The organism is Dyella sp. (assembly GCF_036746095.1).
Classification (GTDB): domain Bacteria; phylum Pseudomonadota; class Gammaproteobacteria; order Xanthomonadales; family Rhodanobacteraceae; genus Dyella_B.
The window spans coordinates 45,489-60,752 of sequence record NZ_DAIOEU010000011.1; the positions used below are offsets into that span (position 1 = coordinate 45,489).

At 62.6% G+C, this 15,264-nt stretch carries 17 protein-coding genes; 11 read left to right on the plus strand and 6 right to left on the minus strand.

Annotated elements, in window-relative coordinates; translation table 11 throughout:
• Nucleotides 1-9 precede the first annotated feature (9 nt).
• From V7M64_RS07375 to asnS, 5 genes are all read right to left on the minus strand, one after another.
• Nucleotides 10-1,461, minus strand: a complete 1,452-nt coding sequence (locus tag V7M64_RS07375) for an aldehyde dehydrogenase (RefSeq protein WP_333678193.1) — start codon at nucleotides 1,459-1,461, stop codon at nucleotides 10-12.
• Between the two features lie 66 nt (nucleotides 1,462-1,527).
• Nucleotides 1,528-2,319, minus strand: coding sequence for an SDR family oxidoreductase (locus V7M64_RS07380; RefSeq protein WP_333678194.1), 792 nt, complete (start codon nucleotides 2,317-2,319; stop codon nucleotides 1,528-1,530).
• A 56-nt stretch (nucleotides 2,320-2,375) separates the two neighbouring features.
• Complete coding sequence (locus V7M64_RS07385; RefSeq protein WP_333678195.1) at nucleotides 2,376-2,702, minus strand: hypothetical protein; 327 nt, start codon at nucleotides 2,700-2,702, stop codon at nucleotides 2,376-2,378.
• Complete coding sequence (locus tag V7M64_RS07390; RefSeq protein ID WP_333678196.1) at nucleotides 2,699-3,499, minus strand: MalM family protein; 801 nt, start codon at nucleotides 3,497-3,499, stop codon at nucleotides 2,699-2,701. Before V7M64_RS07390 ends, V7M64_RS07385 begins: the two co-directional genes overlap by 4 nt.
• 14 nt (nucleotides 3,500-3,513) lie before the next feature.
• Nucleotides 3,514-4,914 (minus strand): asparagine--tRNA ligase, encoded by a 1,401-nt coding sequence (asnS, locus tag V7M64_RS07395; RefSeq protein WP_333678197.1) that lies wholly within the window; start codon nucleotides 4,912-4,914, stop codon nucleotides 3,514-3,516.
• Between the two features lie 129 nt (nucleotides 4,915-5,043).
• On the opposite strand from asnS, the gene V7M64_RS07400 reads away from it, so the two are divergent.
• The 7 genes from V7M64_RS07400 (at nucleotide 5,044) to radA (ending at nucleotide 11,106) form a co-directional block, all read left to right on the plus strand.
• A complete protein-coding gene (locus V7M64_RS07400) occupies nucleotides 5,044-5,370 on the plus strand; it encodes an iron-sulfur cluster assembly accessory protein (RefSeq protein WP_333678198.1) in 327 nt (108 codons plus the stop codon).
• A 165-nt stretch (nucleotides 5,371-5,535) separates the two neighbouring features.
• Nucleotides 5,536-5,964 (plus strand): 30S ribosomal protein S6, encoded by a 429-nt coding sequence (gene rpsF, locus V7M64_RS07405; protein ID WP_333678199.1) that lies wholly within the window; start codon nucleotides 5,536-5,538, stop codon nucleotides 5,962-5,964.
• 17 nt (nucleotides 5,965-5,981) lie between these two features.
• Entirely contained in the window at nucleotides 5,982-6,212 is a 231-nt protein-coding gene (rpsR, locus tag V7M64_RS07410) for a 30S ribosomal protein S18 (protein ID WP_017462785.1), read from the plus strand.
• Nucleotides 6,213-6,311: 99 nt separating this feature from the next.
• Entirely contained in the window at nucleotides 6,312-6,764 is a 453-nt protein-coding gene (rplI, locus tag V7M64_RS07415) for a 50S ribosomal protein L9 (protein WP_333678203.1), read from the plus strand.
• Nucleotides 6,765-7,003: 239 nt separating this feature from the next.
• On the plus strand, nucleotides 7,004-8,395 hold the full coding sequence (locus V7M64_RS07420; RefSeq protein ID WP_333678204.1) for a replicative DNA helicase: 1,392 nt from the start codon (nucleotides 7,004-7,006) through the stop codon (nucleotides 8,393-8,395).
• 173 nt (nucleotides 8,396-8,568) lie between these two features.
• A complete protein-coding gene (alr, locus tag V7M64_RS07425) occupies nucleotides 8,569-9,657 on the plus strand; it encodes an alanine racemase (RefSeq protein ID WP_333678205.1) in 1,089 nt (362 codons plus the stop codon).
• A 69-nt stretch (nucleotides 9,658-9,726) separates the two neighbouring features.
• Complete coding sequence (radA, locus tag V7M64_RS07430) at nucleotides 9,727-11,106, plus strand: DNA repair protein RadA (protein ID WP_333678206.1); 1,380 nt, start codon at nucleotides 9,727-9,729, stop codon at nucleotides 11,104-11,106.
• Nucleotides 11,107-11,108: 2 nt separating this feature from the next.
• Here the strand turns inward: radA and ccsA are convergent, their stop codons facing one another.
• Entirely contained in the window at nucleotides 11,109-11,918 is an 810-nt protein-coding gene (gene ccsA, locus V7M64_RS07435) for a cytochrome c biogenesis protein CcsA (RefSeq protein ID WP_333678207.1), read from the minus strand.
• Between the two features lie 276 nt (nucleotides 11,919-12,194).
• Here ccsA and ffh point away from each other — a divergent pair, with 276 nt between their 5' ends.
• From ffh to trmD, 4 genes are all read left to right on the plus strand, one after another.
• A complete protein-coding gene (gene ffh, locus V7M64_RS07440; RefSeq protein ID WP_333678209.1) occupies nucleotides 12,195-13,577 on the plus strand; it encodes a signal recognition particle protein in 1,383 nt (460 codons plus the stop codon).
• A 117-nt stretch (nucleotides 13,578-13,694) separates the two neighbouring features.
• On the plus strand, nucleotides 13,695-13,946 hold the full coding sequence (rpsP, locus tag V7M64_RS07445; RefSeq protein ID WP_333678211.1) for a 30S ribosomal protein S16: 252 nt from the start codon (nucleotides 13,695-13,697) through the stop codon (nucleotides 13,944-13,946).
• A gap of 2 nt (nucleotides 13,947-13,948) precedes the next feature.
• Nucleotides 13,949-14,464, plus strand: coding sequence for a ribosome maturation factor RimM (gene rimM, locus V7M64_RS07450; protein WP_333678213.1), 516 nt, complete (start codon nucleotides 13,949-13,951; stop codon nucleotides 14,462-14,464).
• A 7-nt stretch (nucleotides 14,465-14,471) separates the two neighbouring features.
• Nucleotides 14,472-15,254, plus strand: coding sequence for a tRNA (guanosine(37)-N1)-methyltransferase TrmD (gene trmD, locus V7M64_RS07455; protein WP_333678215.1), 783 nt, complete (start codon nucleotides 14,472-14,474; stop codon nucleotides 15,252-15,254).
• Nucleotides 15,255-15,264: the final 10 nt, after the last annotated feature.

Here is a 15,264-nt window from a genome sequence, read left to right on the forward strand (position 1 = left end):
GTGGCTTCCTCAGTAACGAATACAAATATTGCGCGGCTCGGTGAAGAAGCGCAGCGCTTCCACGCCGCCTTCTCGCCCGACGCCGGATTGCTTGCTGCCCCCGAACGGCGTGCGCAGATCGCGCAACAGCCAGCAGTTGATCCACACGATGCCGAATTCCAGTTGCGCGCCCATGCGATGTGCGCGTGACAGGTCGCGGGTCCAGAGCGACGCAGCAAGGCCATAGCCGGTGCCATTGGCGAGGGCGATCGCTTCGGCTTCGTCATCGAACGGAATCAGGGTGACGACTGGTCCGAAAATTTCCTGCTGGTTGGTCTGCGTGTCGTTGCCGAGTGCTTCGATCACCGTCGGCGCAATGAACCAGCCTTCGGCGCAACGCCCATCGAGCGTCAGCGCGTCGCCGCCGCAAAGAATGCGCCCACCTTCGTCGCGTGCCTGTGCAATGCAGCGCATTACCTTGTCGAAGTGTTCGCGCGAGACCAGTGCGCCGAGATCGGTGGTGGCGTCCTTGGGATCGCCCACGCGCAGCGCCTGGACTTTGGCGAGGTAGCGTTCGCGGAAGCTGTCGTAGATCGAGCGCTGCACCAGCAGGCGCGAGCCGCATAGGCAGATCTCGCCCTGGTTGGCGAAACCCGAGCGCACGATGGTGTCGAGGTTTGCGTCACTGAGATCGGCGTCGGCGAAGACGATCGCGGGATTCTTGCCGCCCATTTCCAACGACACTTTCTTGAATTGCGGCGCGGTAGTGGCGGCAATGCTCGCACCGGTGCGCGTGCTGCCGGTGAAGGAAATCGCCTTGATCGCAGGATGCTCGATGATCGCCTGGCCGGTGGTAGGGCCGCGGCCTTGCACGATGTTCAACACGCCAGCAGGAAAGCCGGCTTCGATGCTCAATTCGCCCAGCCATGCGGCCGTGCAAGGCGTGATCTCGGAAGGCTTGGCAATGACGGCGTTGCCGCTCGCCAGCGCCGGTGCAATTTTCCAGGTGAACAGATATAGCGGCAGATTCCACGGGCTGATGCAGCCGACGACGCCAAGCGGATGGCGTAGCGTGTAGTTGATCGCGCCAGTTTCCATCGCGTGCGATTCGCTCTCCCAGCCGATGACGGCAGCAGCGAAGAAGCGCAGGTTGGATACGGCGCGCGGAATGTCCAGGCGCTTGGCGAGTGCGACGGGCTTGCCGCTGTCGCGCGATTCCAGCTCGGCGAATTCATCGAGCCTGCCTTCGATCAGATCGGCGAGCTTGTGCAGCAATTTGGCGCGCGTTTCGGTCGGCGTGGCGGCCCATGCCGGGGCTGCGCCTAGCGCTGCTTTAACGGCAGCATCGATGTCGGCAGCCGTGGAATCGGGACATTGCGCGAACACCTCGCCAGTGGCGGGTTCATAGACGTCGAGCCAATGGTCGTCCAGAGGAGCCTGCAGGCGACCGTCGATAAGGTTAGCGAGGCGTGTGCTTGGCATCTTTGCAAGCTTAGAACCTGTTCAAGTGGAATGCACCGGACGCTGCCGTATGTGGGAGTGCAGCGATCAGCTCAATGCTTTCGTACGCCCGCCGTCCACGGCGATGCTCACGCCATTGACGTACGCTGCCGCCGGCGTGCACAGGAATGCGATCACTGCTGCGACTTCACCTGGTTCACCGAAACGGCGGGCTGGAACCGCAGCGGCCATGTCCTTGGCCAATTCCTGCTCGCTGCGGCCACTCTTCTGGGCCTGCACGGTCAGCAATCCGTCCAGCCGAGCTGTGCGGGTGTAGCCGGGCAGCACGTTGTTGACGGTGATGCCATCGGCGGCCAGTTCGTTGGACATGGTCTTGGCCCACGCGGCCATCGCGGCGCGAACGGTATTGGAAACGCCAAGGCCGGGAATCGGTTCTTTTACCGAGGTGGAAATTACGTTGACGACGCGTCCGTATGCACTGTCGCGCATGCCCGGCAGCACCGTTTGCAACAGCGCATGCGCAGCCAGCACGTGTTGGCGGAAGGTATCTTCGAAGGCGGCGGATTCGGCGCTATGAATGGGGCCGCCCGGCGGACCGCCGGTGTTGTTGATCAGGATGTGCACGGGGCTGGCGTTGACGATGCCGAAAGCCGTTGCCTTCAGCGCATCGGTATCCTGCATGTCCACGCTGCGCCATGCATGCCGTTGCGATGCATGCTTGCGCGGCAGGCTCTGCGCCAACGCGGCCAGACGTTCGACGGAGCGCGCCAGCAGGGTGACGTCGGCGCCCAGTTCGGCAAGTTCGACTGCCGTCGCGCGGCCGATGCCTTGCGATGCGCCACACACCAGGGCGTGACGTCCGCTCAAATTCAAATCCATGTGATCTCCCGGTTGTTTTCAGCGCCAGCCGATGCGCAAGAATCGCCAGCAAGCGCTCAGGAACGGCTGTGCCATTGGATGGCCAGCGCACCGAGCCAGCAACCCCAGGCCAGCCACTGACTGTAGCGCCAGATGCGCCACAGGCGCGTGATCGCAGCGTCGTCGATCGCCGCAATGGCTGGCGAGCGCAGCACGCTCTGCATGCGCAGCCACAATTGCGGCCCGTGCGCGGCTTGCGCGCTGCCGGTATCCACGATCACTTTCCAGTGTTGCGGATAGTCGTCGCGCAAATGCTTGGCGATGCGAAACGGCAACACGGCGTGCATGGTGAAGCAGATCAGGCCGATCATCAGCAGGCCGATGTAGGCCACGACGGGAATCAAGGGCCTCTCCGCGTCAAACCGAGGTCCAGGCCGATGGAATTCAGCAGCCCATTGCCTTGCGGGGCTTTGCCGCATACGGCCTTGCTCACGGCCTGGTTGTAGCTTTTATCCATCAGGCCGACCCACACCACGCCTTCCGGACCGTGCTGGATCTTGTAGCTGCCGCCCATGGTGGTGGCGGTCGGTGTATTGGTGGTGCTGCTGGTCGAGAAGGTGCTGGCCGACTGCTCCCAGTATGTGTTGTCCGATTGCTGCTTGGCGGAGCTGTAGACCACCACGTAGCGCGCGCGGCTGTCGGTAACCTCGACGCTGCCGAATGCGCCGCTGTCGTCGTTGGTCCAGCCCATGTATTCGCACAGTTTCACGTCTTGCGAATCGATCGGCTGGAAGGCCTCGTCGAGTTGCACCACGGTAGGCGCGAACAGATAGCTGCTGCTGGCCACGGAGCGGCCGACCAGTTCCGACTTCAGGCCGATCTTGTAAGGCAGCTTTACATCCTGGGGCAGCGCGAAGCTCAGGAAGTAGCTGCGTGAACCGTTGATAGCCGCCACCGGGCTGCTGGGGCCAAGCTCGAACCGTTGCGGCCGCCAGGGCAAGCGGGCCTGGTAGGAGAAGTCGGCGAAGGTGGTGCAGCAGGGCGTGGCTGCGGCGAGTGCCTTCTTGGCATCAGCCAGCGGCCGGATCGGCTGGCTTTGCGGCAGCAGATCGGTAGGCAGCGGCAACTTGGGCAGCTTGACGCTATGGCAGGCGGCCAGCAGCAGGATGGATGCAAATAGGAGTACCAGTTTGAGACGCATGGTGGTTTAAGAGCTCAGAACTCGGCGCTCCCTGCCGCACGTGGATAAGGAATGGCATCACGGATATTGGTCAGGCCGCACACGTATACAAGCAGACGCTCAAAGCCGAGGCCGAAGCCTGCGTGCGGCACGGTGCCGTAGCGGCGCAGGTCACGGTACCAACCGTACGTGGCAGGATCGAGACCGAACTTGGCCATGCGGTGATCGAGGTAGTCCAGACGTTCCTCGCGCTGGGCGCCGCCGATGATCTCGCCGATGCCGGGGGCGAGTACGTCCATCGCAGCGACGGTTTTCCCGTCGTCGTTCAAGCGCATGTAGAACGCCTTGATCTGCTCCGGATAGTTCATAACGACCACCGGACGGCCGATATGTTTCTCGGCCAGGTAGCGCTCGTGCTCGGTCTGCAGGTCGATACCCCAGGCGACCGGAAACTCGAACTTCTGGCCGCACTTCTGCAGTATCTCGACGGCATCGGTGTAGTCGATGCGCTCGAACGGCTGGCTGATGAAGGTTTCCAGGCGCGTGATGGCTTCCGGCAGCACGCGTTTGGCGAAGAACGCCATGTCATCCGCGCGCTCTTCCAGCACCGCCTTGAAGATCGCCTTCAGGAACCCTTCGGCGCAATCGGCGTCGGCGGTGAGGTCGGCGAAGGCGATTTCCGGTTCCACCATCCAGAACTCGGCCAGATGGCGCGGCGTGTTGGAATTCTCCGCGCGGAAGGTGGGGCCGAAGGTGTAGACCTTGCTCATCGCCAGGCAGTAGGCCTCGACGTTGAGCTGGCCGGACACGGTGAGGAAGGCTTCGCGGCCGAAGAAATCCTTGCGGAAATCGATCTTGCCCTTCTCATCGCGCGGCAGGTTGGCCAGGTCCAGCGTGGACAGGCGGAACATGTCGCCGGCGCCTTCGGCATCAGAAGTGGTGATGATCGGCGTATTGATCCAGAAGAAGCCCTGTTCGGTGAGATGGCGGTGGATCGCCGTCATCATCGTGTGGCGCACGCGGGTGACGGCGCCGAACAGGTTGGTGCGCGGACGCAGGTGCGCGACCTCGCGCAGGAATTCCATCGAGTGCTGCTTGGGCTGGATCGGATAGGTTTCCGGATCGTCCACGAAGCCGGTGACTTCGACGCGGTCAGCCTGCAGCTCGAAGGCCTGGCCCTTGCCCTGCGAGGGCACCAGCGTGCCGGTGACGATCACGCCCGCACCGGTGGTGAGGTGCTTGACCTCGCTTTCGTAGTTGCCGAGGGTGGCTGGCACGACGGCCTGGATCGGATCGAAGCACGAGCCATCGCTGATATTCACGAACGACAGGCCAGCCTTGGAATCGCGCCGTGTGCGCACCCAACCGCGCACCGTCGCCTTGCTGCCGGCCTCGAGTTTGCCGGAAAGGGCCTGTTTGACGCTTACCACCGTCATGGATTGAAACTCCTGGGAGAGGCGCCCATCTGAGTGGGGGCGTGAAGGCAAGCGGGCATGATAATGTAGCCCTTGCCGCACTGCGACAAGCTTTATGCGCCCAAGTGCCCGATTCAGACCGTTGTCCCTATGACCATCTCGATCACTCCTTCCGCCCAGCAGCGCATGCGCCAATTCCTCGCGCAGGCGCCGTCTGCCGCCGGTGTCCGTTTCGGTGTGAAGCGCACCGGCTGTTCGGGCTTTGCCTATGTAGTGGATCTGGCCCAGCAGGTAGGCGAGAACGACCAGGCCTTCGAGATCGATGGCGTGCCGGTGATCGTCGACGCCAAGAGCCTGCCGCTGGTGGAAGGCACCGAAATCGACTTCCAGCGCCAGGGACTCAACGCCAGCTTCGTGTTCCGCAACCCCAATGCCACCGGCGAATGCGGGTGCGGGGAAAGCTTCACCGTCGGCTGAGCTGCGCATAGACCCAGCTAATTCAGCGGCTTGCGTCCGCTCATTCACCCCGCTTACAATTCCGCTTCTGTCCACGCCAAACAGGCGCTGGACAGCCCTTGCCTCACCGCATGCCGCGGGAGGCTGCGAGGCCCGTAAGGGTCGCATCCTTAAGGAGTTTTCCCGATGACCTTGCGTCATTACGAAGTTGTATTCATGGTCCATCCCGACCAGAGCGAACAGGTTCCGGCGATGATCGAGCGCTACAAGGCGCTGATCAGTTCCGACGGCGGCAAGATCCACCGCCTGGAAGACTGGGGCCGCCGCCAGCTGGCGTATCCGATCGTGAACCTGGCCAAAGCCCATTACGTCATGCTCAACATCGAAGTGAGCCAGAACGTGCTGAGCGAACTGGAGTCGGGCTTCCGCTTCAACGACGCCGTGCTGCGCCACCTGGTGATCAAGCGCGACGCTGCCGACACCGAGCAGTCCTTCATCCTCAAGAGCAAGGAAAAGGACGACGCCAAGTCCTCCCGCCGCCGTGACGATGACAGCGATGGCGACGATCGCCGCGTAGGTCGTGCCGATAGCGACGACGCCGATTCCGAAGATTGATCCAGGAGCCCAGACTCATGTCCAAGTTCTTCCGCCGCCGTAAGTTCTGCCGCTTCACGGCTGAAAAAGTCAAAGAGATCGACTACAAGGATCTCAATACGCTGCGCCAGTACGTCACTGAAAACGGCAAGATCGTGCCCAGCCGCATCACCGGCACCAAGGCGCGCTACCAGCGCCAGCTGGCCACGGCGATCAAGCGCGCGCGCTTCCTGGCGCTGCTGCCGTACACGGACAACCACGACGTTTAATGCTTTACCGCTGCTGCCCGCAAGGGCAGCAGTTCCTTTCGGACAACCGTCCACGGCTGCATCGGGCCACTCCGGTGCTAACGAATCGAGGAATCAATCATGGAACTCATTCTTCTTGAGAAGGTGCGCAACCTCGGCAACCTCGGCGACAAGGTCAACGTCAAGCCGGGCTATGGCCGCAACTACCTGCTGCCGCAGGGCAAGGCCGTGCGTGTCAACGCCGAGAACCTCGCCGCCTTCGAAGCGCGCCGCGCCGAATACGAAGCCAAGGCCAATAAGCTGCTGTCCGATGCCGGCGCCCGCCAGGCCAAGCTGACCGACGTGACGGTGACCATCGCCGCCAACGCCAGTCCGGAAGGCAAGCTGTATGGTTCGGTCGGTCCGCGCGAGATCGCCGATGCGCTGCAGGCCGCCGGCCATGACATCCACAAGGGCGAAGTGATCCAGGGCGAAGGCCCGATCCGCCATACTGGCGAATTCGACGTGGTGATCAGCCTGCACGCCGACGTGCAGAACACGATCAAGGTTGTTGTGGTTCCCGAGAAGCAGTAAGCCTCGGCGACATCGATTGCAGCCTCCGCTGCTGCCACGCGACTAGGCAATAGGCAAAAGGCACCCCGTGACAACGCGGGTGCCTTTTGTTTTCCCGGGCTGCCGTTTTTTATCCCCAGTCGCCCACAAGATATCCACAGACTTATTGGCTCGTCTCAGGCGATGAGACCTCGTAAGCTCATTACTTGTGCGTGCGGCCTACACGGCGCTGAGCACCCCTCTTGCTACAGGGAATGTCCATGTCCTTCGTCCCCGAACGCAAATCCTCCTACAGCGCCATTGAGGCGTTGCGCGTGCCGCCGCATTCCATCGATGCGGAGCAGGCGGTGCTGGGTGGACTGATGCTCGCGGCTGACGCATTGGATCGGGTTGCCGACAAACTCGCCGAGCAGGATTTCTATCGCAAAGACCATCGCCTGATCTGGCGCGCGATCACCGAGCTTGCCAACAAGGGCATGCCTTGCGACGCGATCACGCTGGGCGACTGGTTCGAAGCCAACGGCCTGGCCGAGATGGTGGGCGGCGCCAGCTATCTGGTCGAACTGGCGAACACGACGCCGAGCGCGGCGAACATCATCGCCTATGCCGAGATCGTGCGCGAGAAATCCGTGCTGCGTCAGTTGATCGATGCCGGCACCGCGATCACCGAAGACGGCTATCGCCCGGAAGGCAAGACCGTGCACGAGGTGCTGGAAACGGCCGAGCAGCGCGTCTTCCACATCGCCGAATCCGGTGCGCGCGGGAAGAAGGACACCGTGTCCATGCGCGATGCGGTAAAGGATGCCTTCCGCCAGTTGCACGAGCGCTATCAGAACCGCGGCCAGCTCACCGGCATTTCTACCGGCTTTAGCGATCTGGACAACCTCACGTCCGGTTTGCAGCCGTCGGACCTGATCATCGTTGCGGCGCGCCCGTCGATGGGCAAGACCGCTTTTTCGGTCAACATCGCCGAAGCTTGCGCGCTGCGTGCCAAGAAGCCGGTGGCGATCTTTTCGATGGAAATGTCCGCCTCCCAGCTGGCCTTCCGCCTGATCTCTTCGGTCGGACGCATCCATGCCCAACATCTGCGCACAGGCGACCTGGCCGAAGAAGATTGGCCGCGCGTCACCAATGCCATCGCGCTGCTCTCAGAAGCGAAAATCTTCATCGACGACACGCCGGGCCTGTCGCCGGTGGAAATGCGTTCACGCGCGCGACGCCTGGCCCGCGAACATGGCGGACTCGGCCTGATCGTGATCGACTACCTGCAGCTGATGCAGGTGCCTGGCAACAAGGAAAACCGTGCCACGGAGATCTCGGAAATCTCGCGCTCGCTGAAAGGCCTGGCCAAGGAGCTCAACGTACCGGTTATCGCGCTGTCGCAGTTGAACCGCTCACTGGAGCAGCGCGCGGACAAGCGGCCGATGATGTCGGACCTGCGTGAATCGGGCGCTATCGAGCAGGACGCGGACGTGATCATGTTCATCTACCGCGACGAGTACTACAACAAGGATTCCCCGGACAAAGGCTTGGCCGAGATCATCATCGGCAAGCAGCGTAACGGCCCCACGGATACGGTGAAATTGACCTTCCTCGGTCACTACACCAAGTTCGAGAACTATAGCCCGGACTCGTATACCGGCCATTTCTGAGCCGGCGTTGCCCGCGCACTGCCATCTGCGCGCCACGACCCAGCGCAGGTTAGCGGCTACCCTGTGCGTCGATAGGTTGCGCCGAACCCACCCCTCCCGATGGGAAAGGAAAGGTTGAGCTCGCCACGAGATCCACCCTTTGCCAGGAACCGCACTTCATCCATGCAAGCATCATGAGTCGCACCACCGTCGCCACCATCCATCTGGGCGCATTGCGCCACAACCTCGCGCGGATCAAAGAACTGGCTGTGCCGGCCAGGGTCATGGCGGTGGTCAAGGCCGATGCGTACGGTCATGGACTGGAGCGCGTCGCGCGTGCCCTGGATGGCGCGGCGGATGCCTTTGCGGTGGCGTCGCTGGGCGATGGTTTGCGCTTGCGCGCGGCGGGACATCGCCAGCGCATCGTGGTGTTGTCAGGTCCCGATCAGTCCGGCGATATGGCGGAAATGCAGCGGCTTGGCCTTGATGCCGCCATCCATCATGAAAGCCAGCTGCAGTGGCTGTCGGAAGCATCGCCCACGCGTGGGCGCTTGCGCGTATGGTTGAAAATCGACAGCGGCATGCATCGTCTCGGCTTTGCTCCCGAGCGTGCGGCGATAGTGCATGCGCAACTGGCGGCAATGGCGGGCATCGATCCGGACATCGGCTGGATGACGCATTTTGCCGAGTCGGAGGTGTTCGATGGCGATCGCACGCGCCAGCAGATCGAGCGGTTTCAAGCCGCCACGCGGCACCTCGCCGGGCCGCGTTCGCTTTCCAATTCCGCCGCTGTGTTGGGCTGGCCGGACGCGCGCGGAGATTGGGTGCGTACCGGTGGCCTGCTCTATGGGCTGTCGGTCGTAGAAGGCAAAAGCGGCGTTGATTTCGGTTTTCGCCCAGCCATGACGCTAGCGACGCGCCTGATCGCCATCAACCTGATCAAGCGCGGTGAACGCATCGGGTACAACGGCACCTGGGAATGCCCGGAAGACATGCCTGTCGGTGTCGCTGCGGTCGGTTATGGCGACGGCTATCCGCGCAGTGCCATGGCCGGCACGCCTGTGCTGGTGGCGAACACGCGAGTGCCGTTGATCGGTCGTGTATCCATGGACCTGATTACGCTGGATCTGCGTGCTGCGCCTGGCGCCAAAGTGGGCGATCGCGTCGTGCTGTGGGGGCCGGAGATGCCGGTGGAAATCGTCGCGGCACAGGCCGGCACGATCAGTTATGACCTGACCTGCGGGATGACTCGCCGCGTACTGTTTGTCGAGGACGACCGGTAATCGCACGTCTCGCGGCCTGCGACCCTTGCAGGCTAAGCTCTCGCTCATCGATTCCACGCATGCAGTGTCATGGCCAAAGCTAAAACCGCCTACATCTGCGCCGATTGCGGTGCCGAACATTCCAAATGGCAAGGCCAATGCGTGGAATGCGGCGCCTGGAACACGCTGTCTGAATTCGTCGTGCAGCCGGCGCAGAAATCCGCCGGTGCAGCACGGCAAAGTGGCTATGCCGGTGCCGTGAGTGGCGTGGCGCGCGTGACGCCGCTGACTGACGTGCTGGTGACCGCCGAATCGCGGACGTTGACCGGCATTGGCGAACTGGACCGCGTACTGGGTGGCGGATTGGTCGACGGATCGGTCGTGCTGATCGGCGGTGATCCTGGCATAGGCAAATCGACGTTGCTCCTGCAAATGCTCGGCAAGCTCGGCGAAAAGCTGCCCAGCGTGTACGTCACCGGCGAAGAATCGCTGGCTCAGGTGGCTGCGCGCGCGCAGCGCTTGGATTTGCCATTGCAGCCTCTGCACGCGCTCGCCGAGACGGGTATCGAACGCATTCTCGACCAGGTTTCTGCCACGCGGCCACGCGTGCTGGTGATCGATTCCATTCAAACGATCTGGACGGACCTGCTTACTGCGGCACCCGGTTCGGTAAGCCAGGTGCGCGAATCCGCTGCCAAGCTCACGCGGTTCGCGAAGGAGACCGGTACCTCGGTTTTCCTGGTTGGGCACGTCACCAAGGAAGGCGGCATTGCAGGCCCGCGCGTGCTCGAGCACATGGTCGATGCCGTGCTGTATTTCGAAGGCGAATCCGGCAGCCGCTTCCGCGTGTTGCGCGCGTTCAAGAATCGCTTTGGCGCGGTCAACGAACTGGGCGTGTTCGCCATGTCCGAAAAGGGGCTGCGCGAAGTGCCCAACCCCTCTGCGATTTTTCTTTCCGCGCACAGTGGACCGACTTCAGGTAGCGCCATCATGGTGACACGCGAAGGTACGCGCCCCTTGCTGGTGGAGGTGCAGGCGCTGGTGGACCAATCGTCGCTAGGAAATCCGCGCCGTGTGGCGCTCGGTCTCGAGCAAAACCGCCTGGCAATGTTGCTGGCCGTCTTGCATCGGCACGGCGGCGTTGCGGCTTACGATCAGGACGTCTTCGTCAATGTCGTTGGTGGCATTCGTGTACAGGAAACGGCCGCCGATCTGCCTGTATTGCTCGCCGTGCTTTCCTCGCTGCGCGATCGCCCACTGCCGGACAAAGCGATTACCTTCGGCGAAGTCGGTCTTTCCGGTGAAATTCGTCCGGTTCCCAATGGCGAAGACCGCTTGAAAGAAGCCGCTCACCATGGGTTTCAACGCGCCATCGTGCCGAAGGCCAACGCACTAAAGAAGGGGCGCGTAGGCGATATGGAAGTCATCGGCGTGGAGCGCTTGTCGCAAGCCATTGATGCTTGCCGTTGAGCTCAATCCACGGCGCGATGCAGTATCACTTCCAATACGAACTTTGATCCAAAGAACGCCAGCACCAATACGCTCATGCCGATCAGGGTAAGGTTCACCGCGCTGCGGCCACGCCAGCCGTGTCGCCAGCGGCCGTAGAGCAGGGCGCCGAACACCAGCCAGGCGATGATCGACAGCACAGTCTTGTGGACCAAGTGTTGGCCGAACAGGTTGTTCACGAACAGGATGCCGGTGAGCAGCGCCACGGTAAGCAGGCCGAAGCCGGCGCCAATCAGGCGGAACAGCAAGGATTCGGTCAGCGTCAGAGGAGGAAGGGCACTCAGCCACGGTCCAATGTGACGGTGCCGGAGCGCTTTTTCCTGGATCGCGAGCAGGATCGCCATCGCTGCGGCAATCGAAAGCACGCTGAAGGCAAGCAAGGCCACCGTGACGTGCAGCTTGATGTGCCAGTCCATGGGAATCGGTAGGGTCGGGGGGGCGAAGAAGCTATCGACGCATAGAAGCAGCGCGCTTAGCGGAAACACGATCACGCCAAGCGCCATCACGGGGCGCGTGAGGTTCACGACCAGCGTGAGTGCGGACACCACGCACGCCACCAGCGAAAGCGCAGCAAAGAAGTGCAGATCGAGCGCGCCACGATGTGCTGCAAGCAACCACGCGGCATGCGCCAGTATCGCAAGGGTGGCGATGACCAAAGCTGGGCGCGCAACTCGTGCCGGTACTGTTGCGCGGCTGTCGAACAGCGGCCATGCCAACAGTCCGCTGGCAAGCAGGTAGCAGACGATGGCGAAGATGGAGAGGGCGGCGAACATGGCGTGCAAGTGTCGCACAGGGCGGTGATAGGGTGAACGTGAGCACATCCGGTCGTCTTGCAATGTTGCGGCGACTGTCCGACTTCTACGTGGATCGGTGAGCGATGGGCGTCTGCCGGGTCATTGCAGGGCGTTGGATTGGCACGACGTTTCGTGGGAGCGTCGAAGGTTGTTTGATCCCGCGTCGGAAGGTCGCAGGCACGTCTGTCTGCCAAGAGGCCTGCTGGCCCGGCTCTGGTATCATCGCCAGTCCATTTGCTTTACCCATTCGCCTTTATGTTCGAATCCCTCAGTCAACGCCTCTCCACCACTGTCAACCGCCTGCGTGGCCGCGGCCGGCTGACCGAGGAAAATATCCGCGAATCGCTGCGCGAAGTGCGCATTGCTCTGCTGGAAGCGGACGTGGCGCTGCCGGTGGTGCAGGCGCTGATCGAGCGCGTGAAGGTGCGCGCCGTTGGCCAGGAAGTGCTCAAGAGCCTGTCGCCCGGCCAGGCGCTGGTCAAAGTGGTAAGTGATGAGCTGACCGCGCTGATGGGTACGGCCAATGCCGAACTGAACCTTGCCCAGCAGCCGCCGGCCGTGGTGCTGATGGCGGGCCTGCAGGGTGCGGGTAAAACCACCACCGTGGCCAAGCTGGCGCGCTTCCTTGCCGAGCGCAAGAAGAAGCGTGTGATGGTGGTGAGTTGCGATGTCTATCGTCCGGCGGCGATCGAACAGCTGCGCACCCTGGCCGAGCAAGTCGAGGTCAGGTTCTTTCCTTCCGAGGCCGGCCAGAATCCGGTCGACATTGCCAAAGCGGCGATCACTGCAGCGCGCAAGGAAGTGATCGACGTGTTGCTGGTGGACACTGCCGGCCGCCTGCACGTCGACGAAGCGATGATGGCCGAGATCAAGGCGCTACACGCCGCGATCACCCCCATCGAAACCCTGTTCGTGGTCGACTCGATGACCGGCCAGGACGCGGCCAACACCGCCAAGGCCTTTGCCGAGGCACTGCCCCTTACCGGTGTGGTGCTCACCAAGACCGACGGCGATGCCCGTGGCGGCGCGGCGCTCTCGGTGCGCTACGTCACCGGTCGGCCGATCAAGTTCCTTGGTGCGGGTGAAAAGACCGACGCGCTGGAACCGTTCTATCCGGACCGTATCGCGCAACGCATCCTTGGCATGGGCGATGTGCTGTCGCTGGTCGAGGAGGTGGAGCGCAAAGTCGATCAGGAAAAAGCGCAGAAACTGGCCCAGAAAGTGATGAAGGGCAAGCGCTTCGACCTCAACGACATGCGTGACCAGCTCGAACAGATGAACAGCATGGGCGGCCTGGCCGGCTTGATGGACAAGCTGCCGGGCGTGTCCTCGCTGCCGGACAACGTGAAATCCAAGGTCGGCGATGGCGAGATCAAGCGCATGATCGCGATCATCAGTTCGATGACCAAGAAAGAGCGCCGCCATCCGGACCTGCTCAACGGTTCCCGCCGCGCCCGTGTGGCGCGGGGTTCCGGCACGCAGCCAGCGGATGTCAATCGTCTGCTCAAGCAGTACATGCAGATGGAAAAAATGATGTCCAAGCTCTCCAAGGGCGGCACCAAGGGCCTGCTGCGGCAGATGCGTGGCGCCATGAAGGGCATGAGCGGCATGGGCGGCGGGTTTCCGCCCATGCGTTGAGGCGGGTGCACCGCTAACCCCTTCCTTTTTCCGCGAATTTCATTAAAATGTCGCGTTTACCGCGTCCAGTCTAGGGCGTGCTTGCCGGAGACGCCGGCAACTCTGGAGCTTTCAACTATGGTCAAGATTCGTCTTTCGCGCGGCGGCGCCAAGGGCCGTCCGTTCTACCACGTCGTTGTGACCGATTCGCGCAGCGCGCGTGATGGCCGCAGCATCGAGAACGTGGGATTCTACAACCCGGTCGCCGCGGGCAAGGACAAGCGCCTTGATCTGAACGTTGCGCGCGTGCAGGAGTGGGTGGGCAAGGGCGCTCAGTTGAGCGACAAGGTTGCCTCCCTGTTGAAGGAAGCCGCCAAGCAGGCTGCTTGAGCATGAATACAGCCGGTCGGCGCGTCCTGGTTGGACGCATCGTCGGGTTGTACGGCGTGCAGGGCTGGGTCAAGCTCGAATCCTGGACCGAGCCCCGTGTGCAGATCTTCAAGTACCAGCCCTGGCTGCTTTCAGCGGCGCCGGGTGGGGAAACGGAGCTCGAAGGTGTCAAAGGTCGGCCTCAGGGCAAAGGGCTCATCGCCCAATTCCCCGGAGTGGACGACCGGGATGGCGCCGCAGCGCTGGTAGGGCAGGACATCTACGTCGCCCGCGAGCTGCTGCCGCCACCTGGCAAGGATGAGTATTACTGGGTCGATCTCGAAGGGCTCGAGGTCGTCACCACCGAAGGTGTGGCGTTGGGACGCGTGAGCCATCTGTTCGCGACCGGCGCCAACGATGTGGTGGTCGTAAGGGATGGCGAGCGCGAGCGGCTGGTTCCTTTCGTCCAGGGTGTGTACGTGCGTGCGGTGGATATTCCAGGCGGGCGCATGGTGGTGGACTGGGATCCCGAGTTCTGAGGGTCCGATGCGCATTGATGTCGTCACGCTTTTTCCGGACTTCATGCGTCAGTGTGCCGCCGTCGGCGTCGTTGGACGCGCGCAGCAGCGCGAGCTGCTGCAGGTGGAAACCTGGAACCCGCGCGATTACGCCACCGACAACTACCGTACCGTGGATGGCCGCACCTGCGGCGGTGGTCCCGGCATGGTGATGCTGATCGAGCCTTTGCGCAAAACCCTCCAGGCGATGCGCGAGGCGGCACCTGAACCGGTGCATCTGGTTTACCTCAGTCCGCAAGGAGCGCGGCTGACGCAGGGCAGGGTGGAGGCGCTGGCGGGCTTGCCTCGCATCGCTCTGCTTTGCGGGCGTTACGAAGGTGTGGACGAGCGCCTGCTGGCGCACGAGGTCGACGAGGAGCTTTCCATCGGCGACTATGTGCTGTCCGGCGGCGAGCTGGGCGCCGCGGTGATCATCGACGCGGTAGGGCGCCTGCAGGAGGGTGCGCTGAACGACGCGCAATCCGCCGAGCAGGATTCCTTCTCGAACGGCTTGCTCGATTGCCCGCATTACGCAAAACCGGTGCACGATGCACTGGGCGACGTACCGGAGGTGCTGCTTTCCGGCGATCACGCGGCCATTCGCCGCTGGCGTCTGAAGCAATCGCTGGGACGAACCTGGTTGAGGCGTCCCGATTTATTGGCGCAGCGCGCGTTGGATAAGGAATCCCGTGCGCTGTTGGATGAATTCCGCCGTGAGCATGCTCAGGCACAGCTACGGCAAAACGCGGTCGATGAAGACCGCAAGCATTGAACAAAGACAG

Coding starts and splice junctions, on each gene's coding strand:
- alr (WP_333678205.1), top strand. CDS start 8,569: ATGAGTCGCACCACCGTCGCCACCATCCATCTGGGCGCATTGCGCCAC.
- V7M64_RS07390 (WP_333678196.1), bottom strand. CDS start 3,499: ATGCGTCTCAAACTGGTACTCCTATTTGCATCCATCCTGCTGCTGGCC.
- V7M64_RS07400 (WP_333678198.1), top strand. CDS start 5,044: ATGACCATCTCGATCACTCCTTCCGCCCAGCAGCGCATGCGCCAATTC.
- rpsF (WP_333678199.1), top strand. CDS start 5,536: ATGACCTTGCGTCATTACGAAGTTGTATTCATGGTCCATCCCGACCAG.
- V7M64_RS07420 (WP_333678204.1), top strand. CDS start 7,004: ATGTCCTTCGTCCCCGAACGCAAATCCTCCTACAGCGCCATTGAGGCG.
- V7M64_RS07380 (WP_333678194.1), bottom strand. CDS start 2,319: ATGGATTTGAATTTGAGCGGACGTCACGCCCTGGTGTGTGGCGCATCG.
- rplI (WP_333678203.1), top strand. CDS start 6,312: ATGGAACTCATTCTTCTTGAGAAGGTGCGCAACCTCGGCAACCTCGGC.
- asnS (WP_333678197.1), bottom strand. CDS start 4,914: ATGACGGTGGTAAGCGTCAAACAGGCCCTTTCCGGCAAACTCGAGGCC.
- rpsR (WP_017462785.1), top strand. CDS start 5,982: ATGTCCAAGTTCTTCCGCCGCCGTAAGTTCTGCCGCTTCACGGCTGAA.
- radA (WP_333678206.1), top strand. CDS start 9,727: ATGGCCAAAGCTAAAACCGCCTACATCTGCGCCGATTGCGGTGCCGAA.
- ffh (WP_333678209.1), top strand. CDS start 12,195: ATGTTCGAATCCCTCAGTCAACGCCTCTCCACCACTGTCAACCGCCTG.
- V7M64_RS07375 (WP_333678193.1), bottom strand. CDS start 1,461: ATGCCAAGCACACGCCTCGCTAACCTTATCGACGGTCGCCTGCAGGCT.
- rimM (WP_333678213.1), top strand. CDS start 13,949: ATGAATACAGCCGGTCGGCGCGTCCTGGTTGGACGCATCGTCGGGTTG.
- rpsP (WP_333678211.1), top strand. CDS start 13,695: ATGGTCAAGATTCGTCTTTCGCGCGGCGGCGCCAAGGGCCGTCCGTTC.
- ccsA (WP_333678207.1), bottom strand. CDS start 11,918: ATGTTCGCCGCCCTCTCCATCTTCGCCATCGTCTGCTACCTGCTTGCC.
- trmD (WP_333678215.1), top strand. CDS start 14,472: ATGCGCATTGATGTCGTCACGCTTTTTCCGGACTTCATGCGTCAGTGT.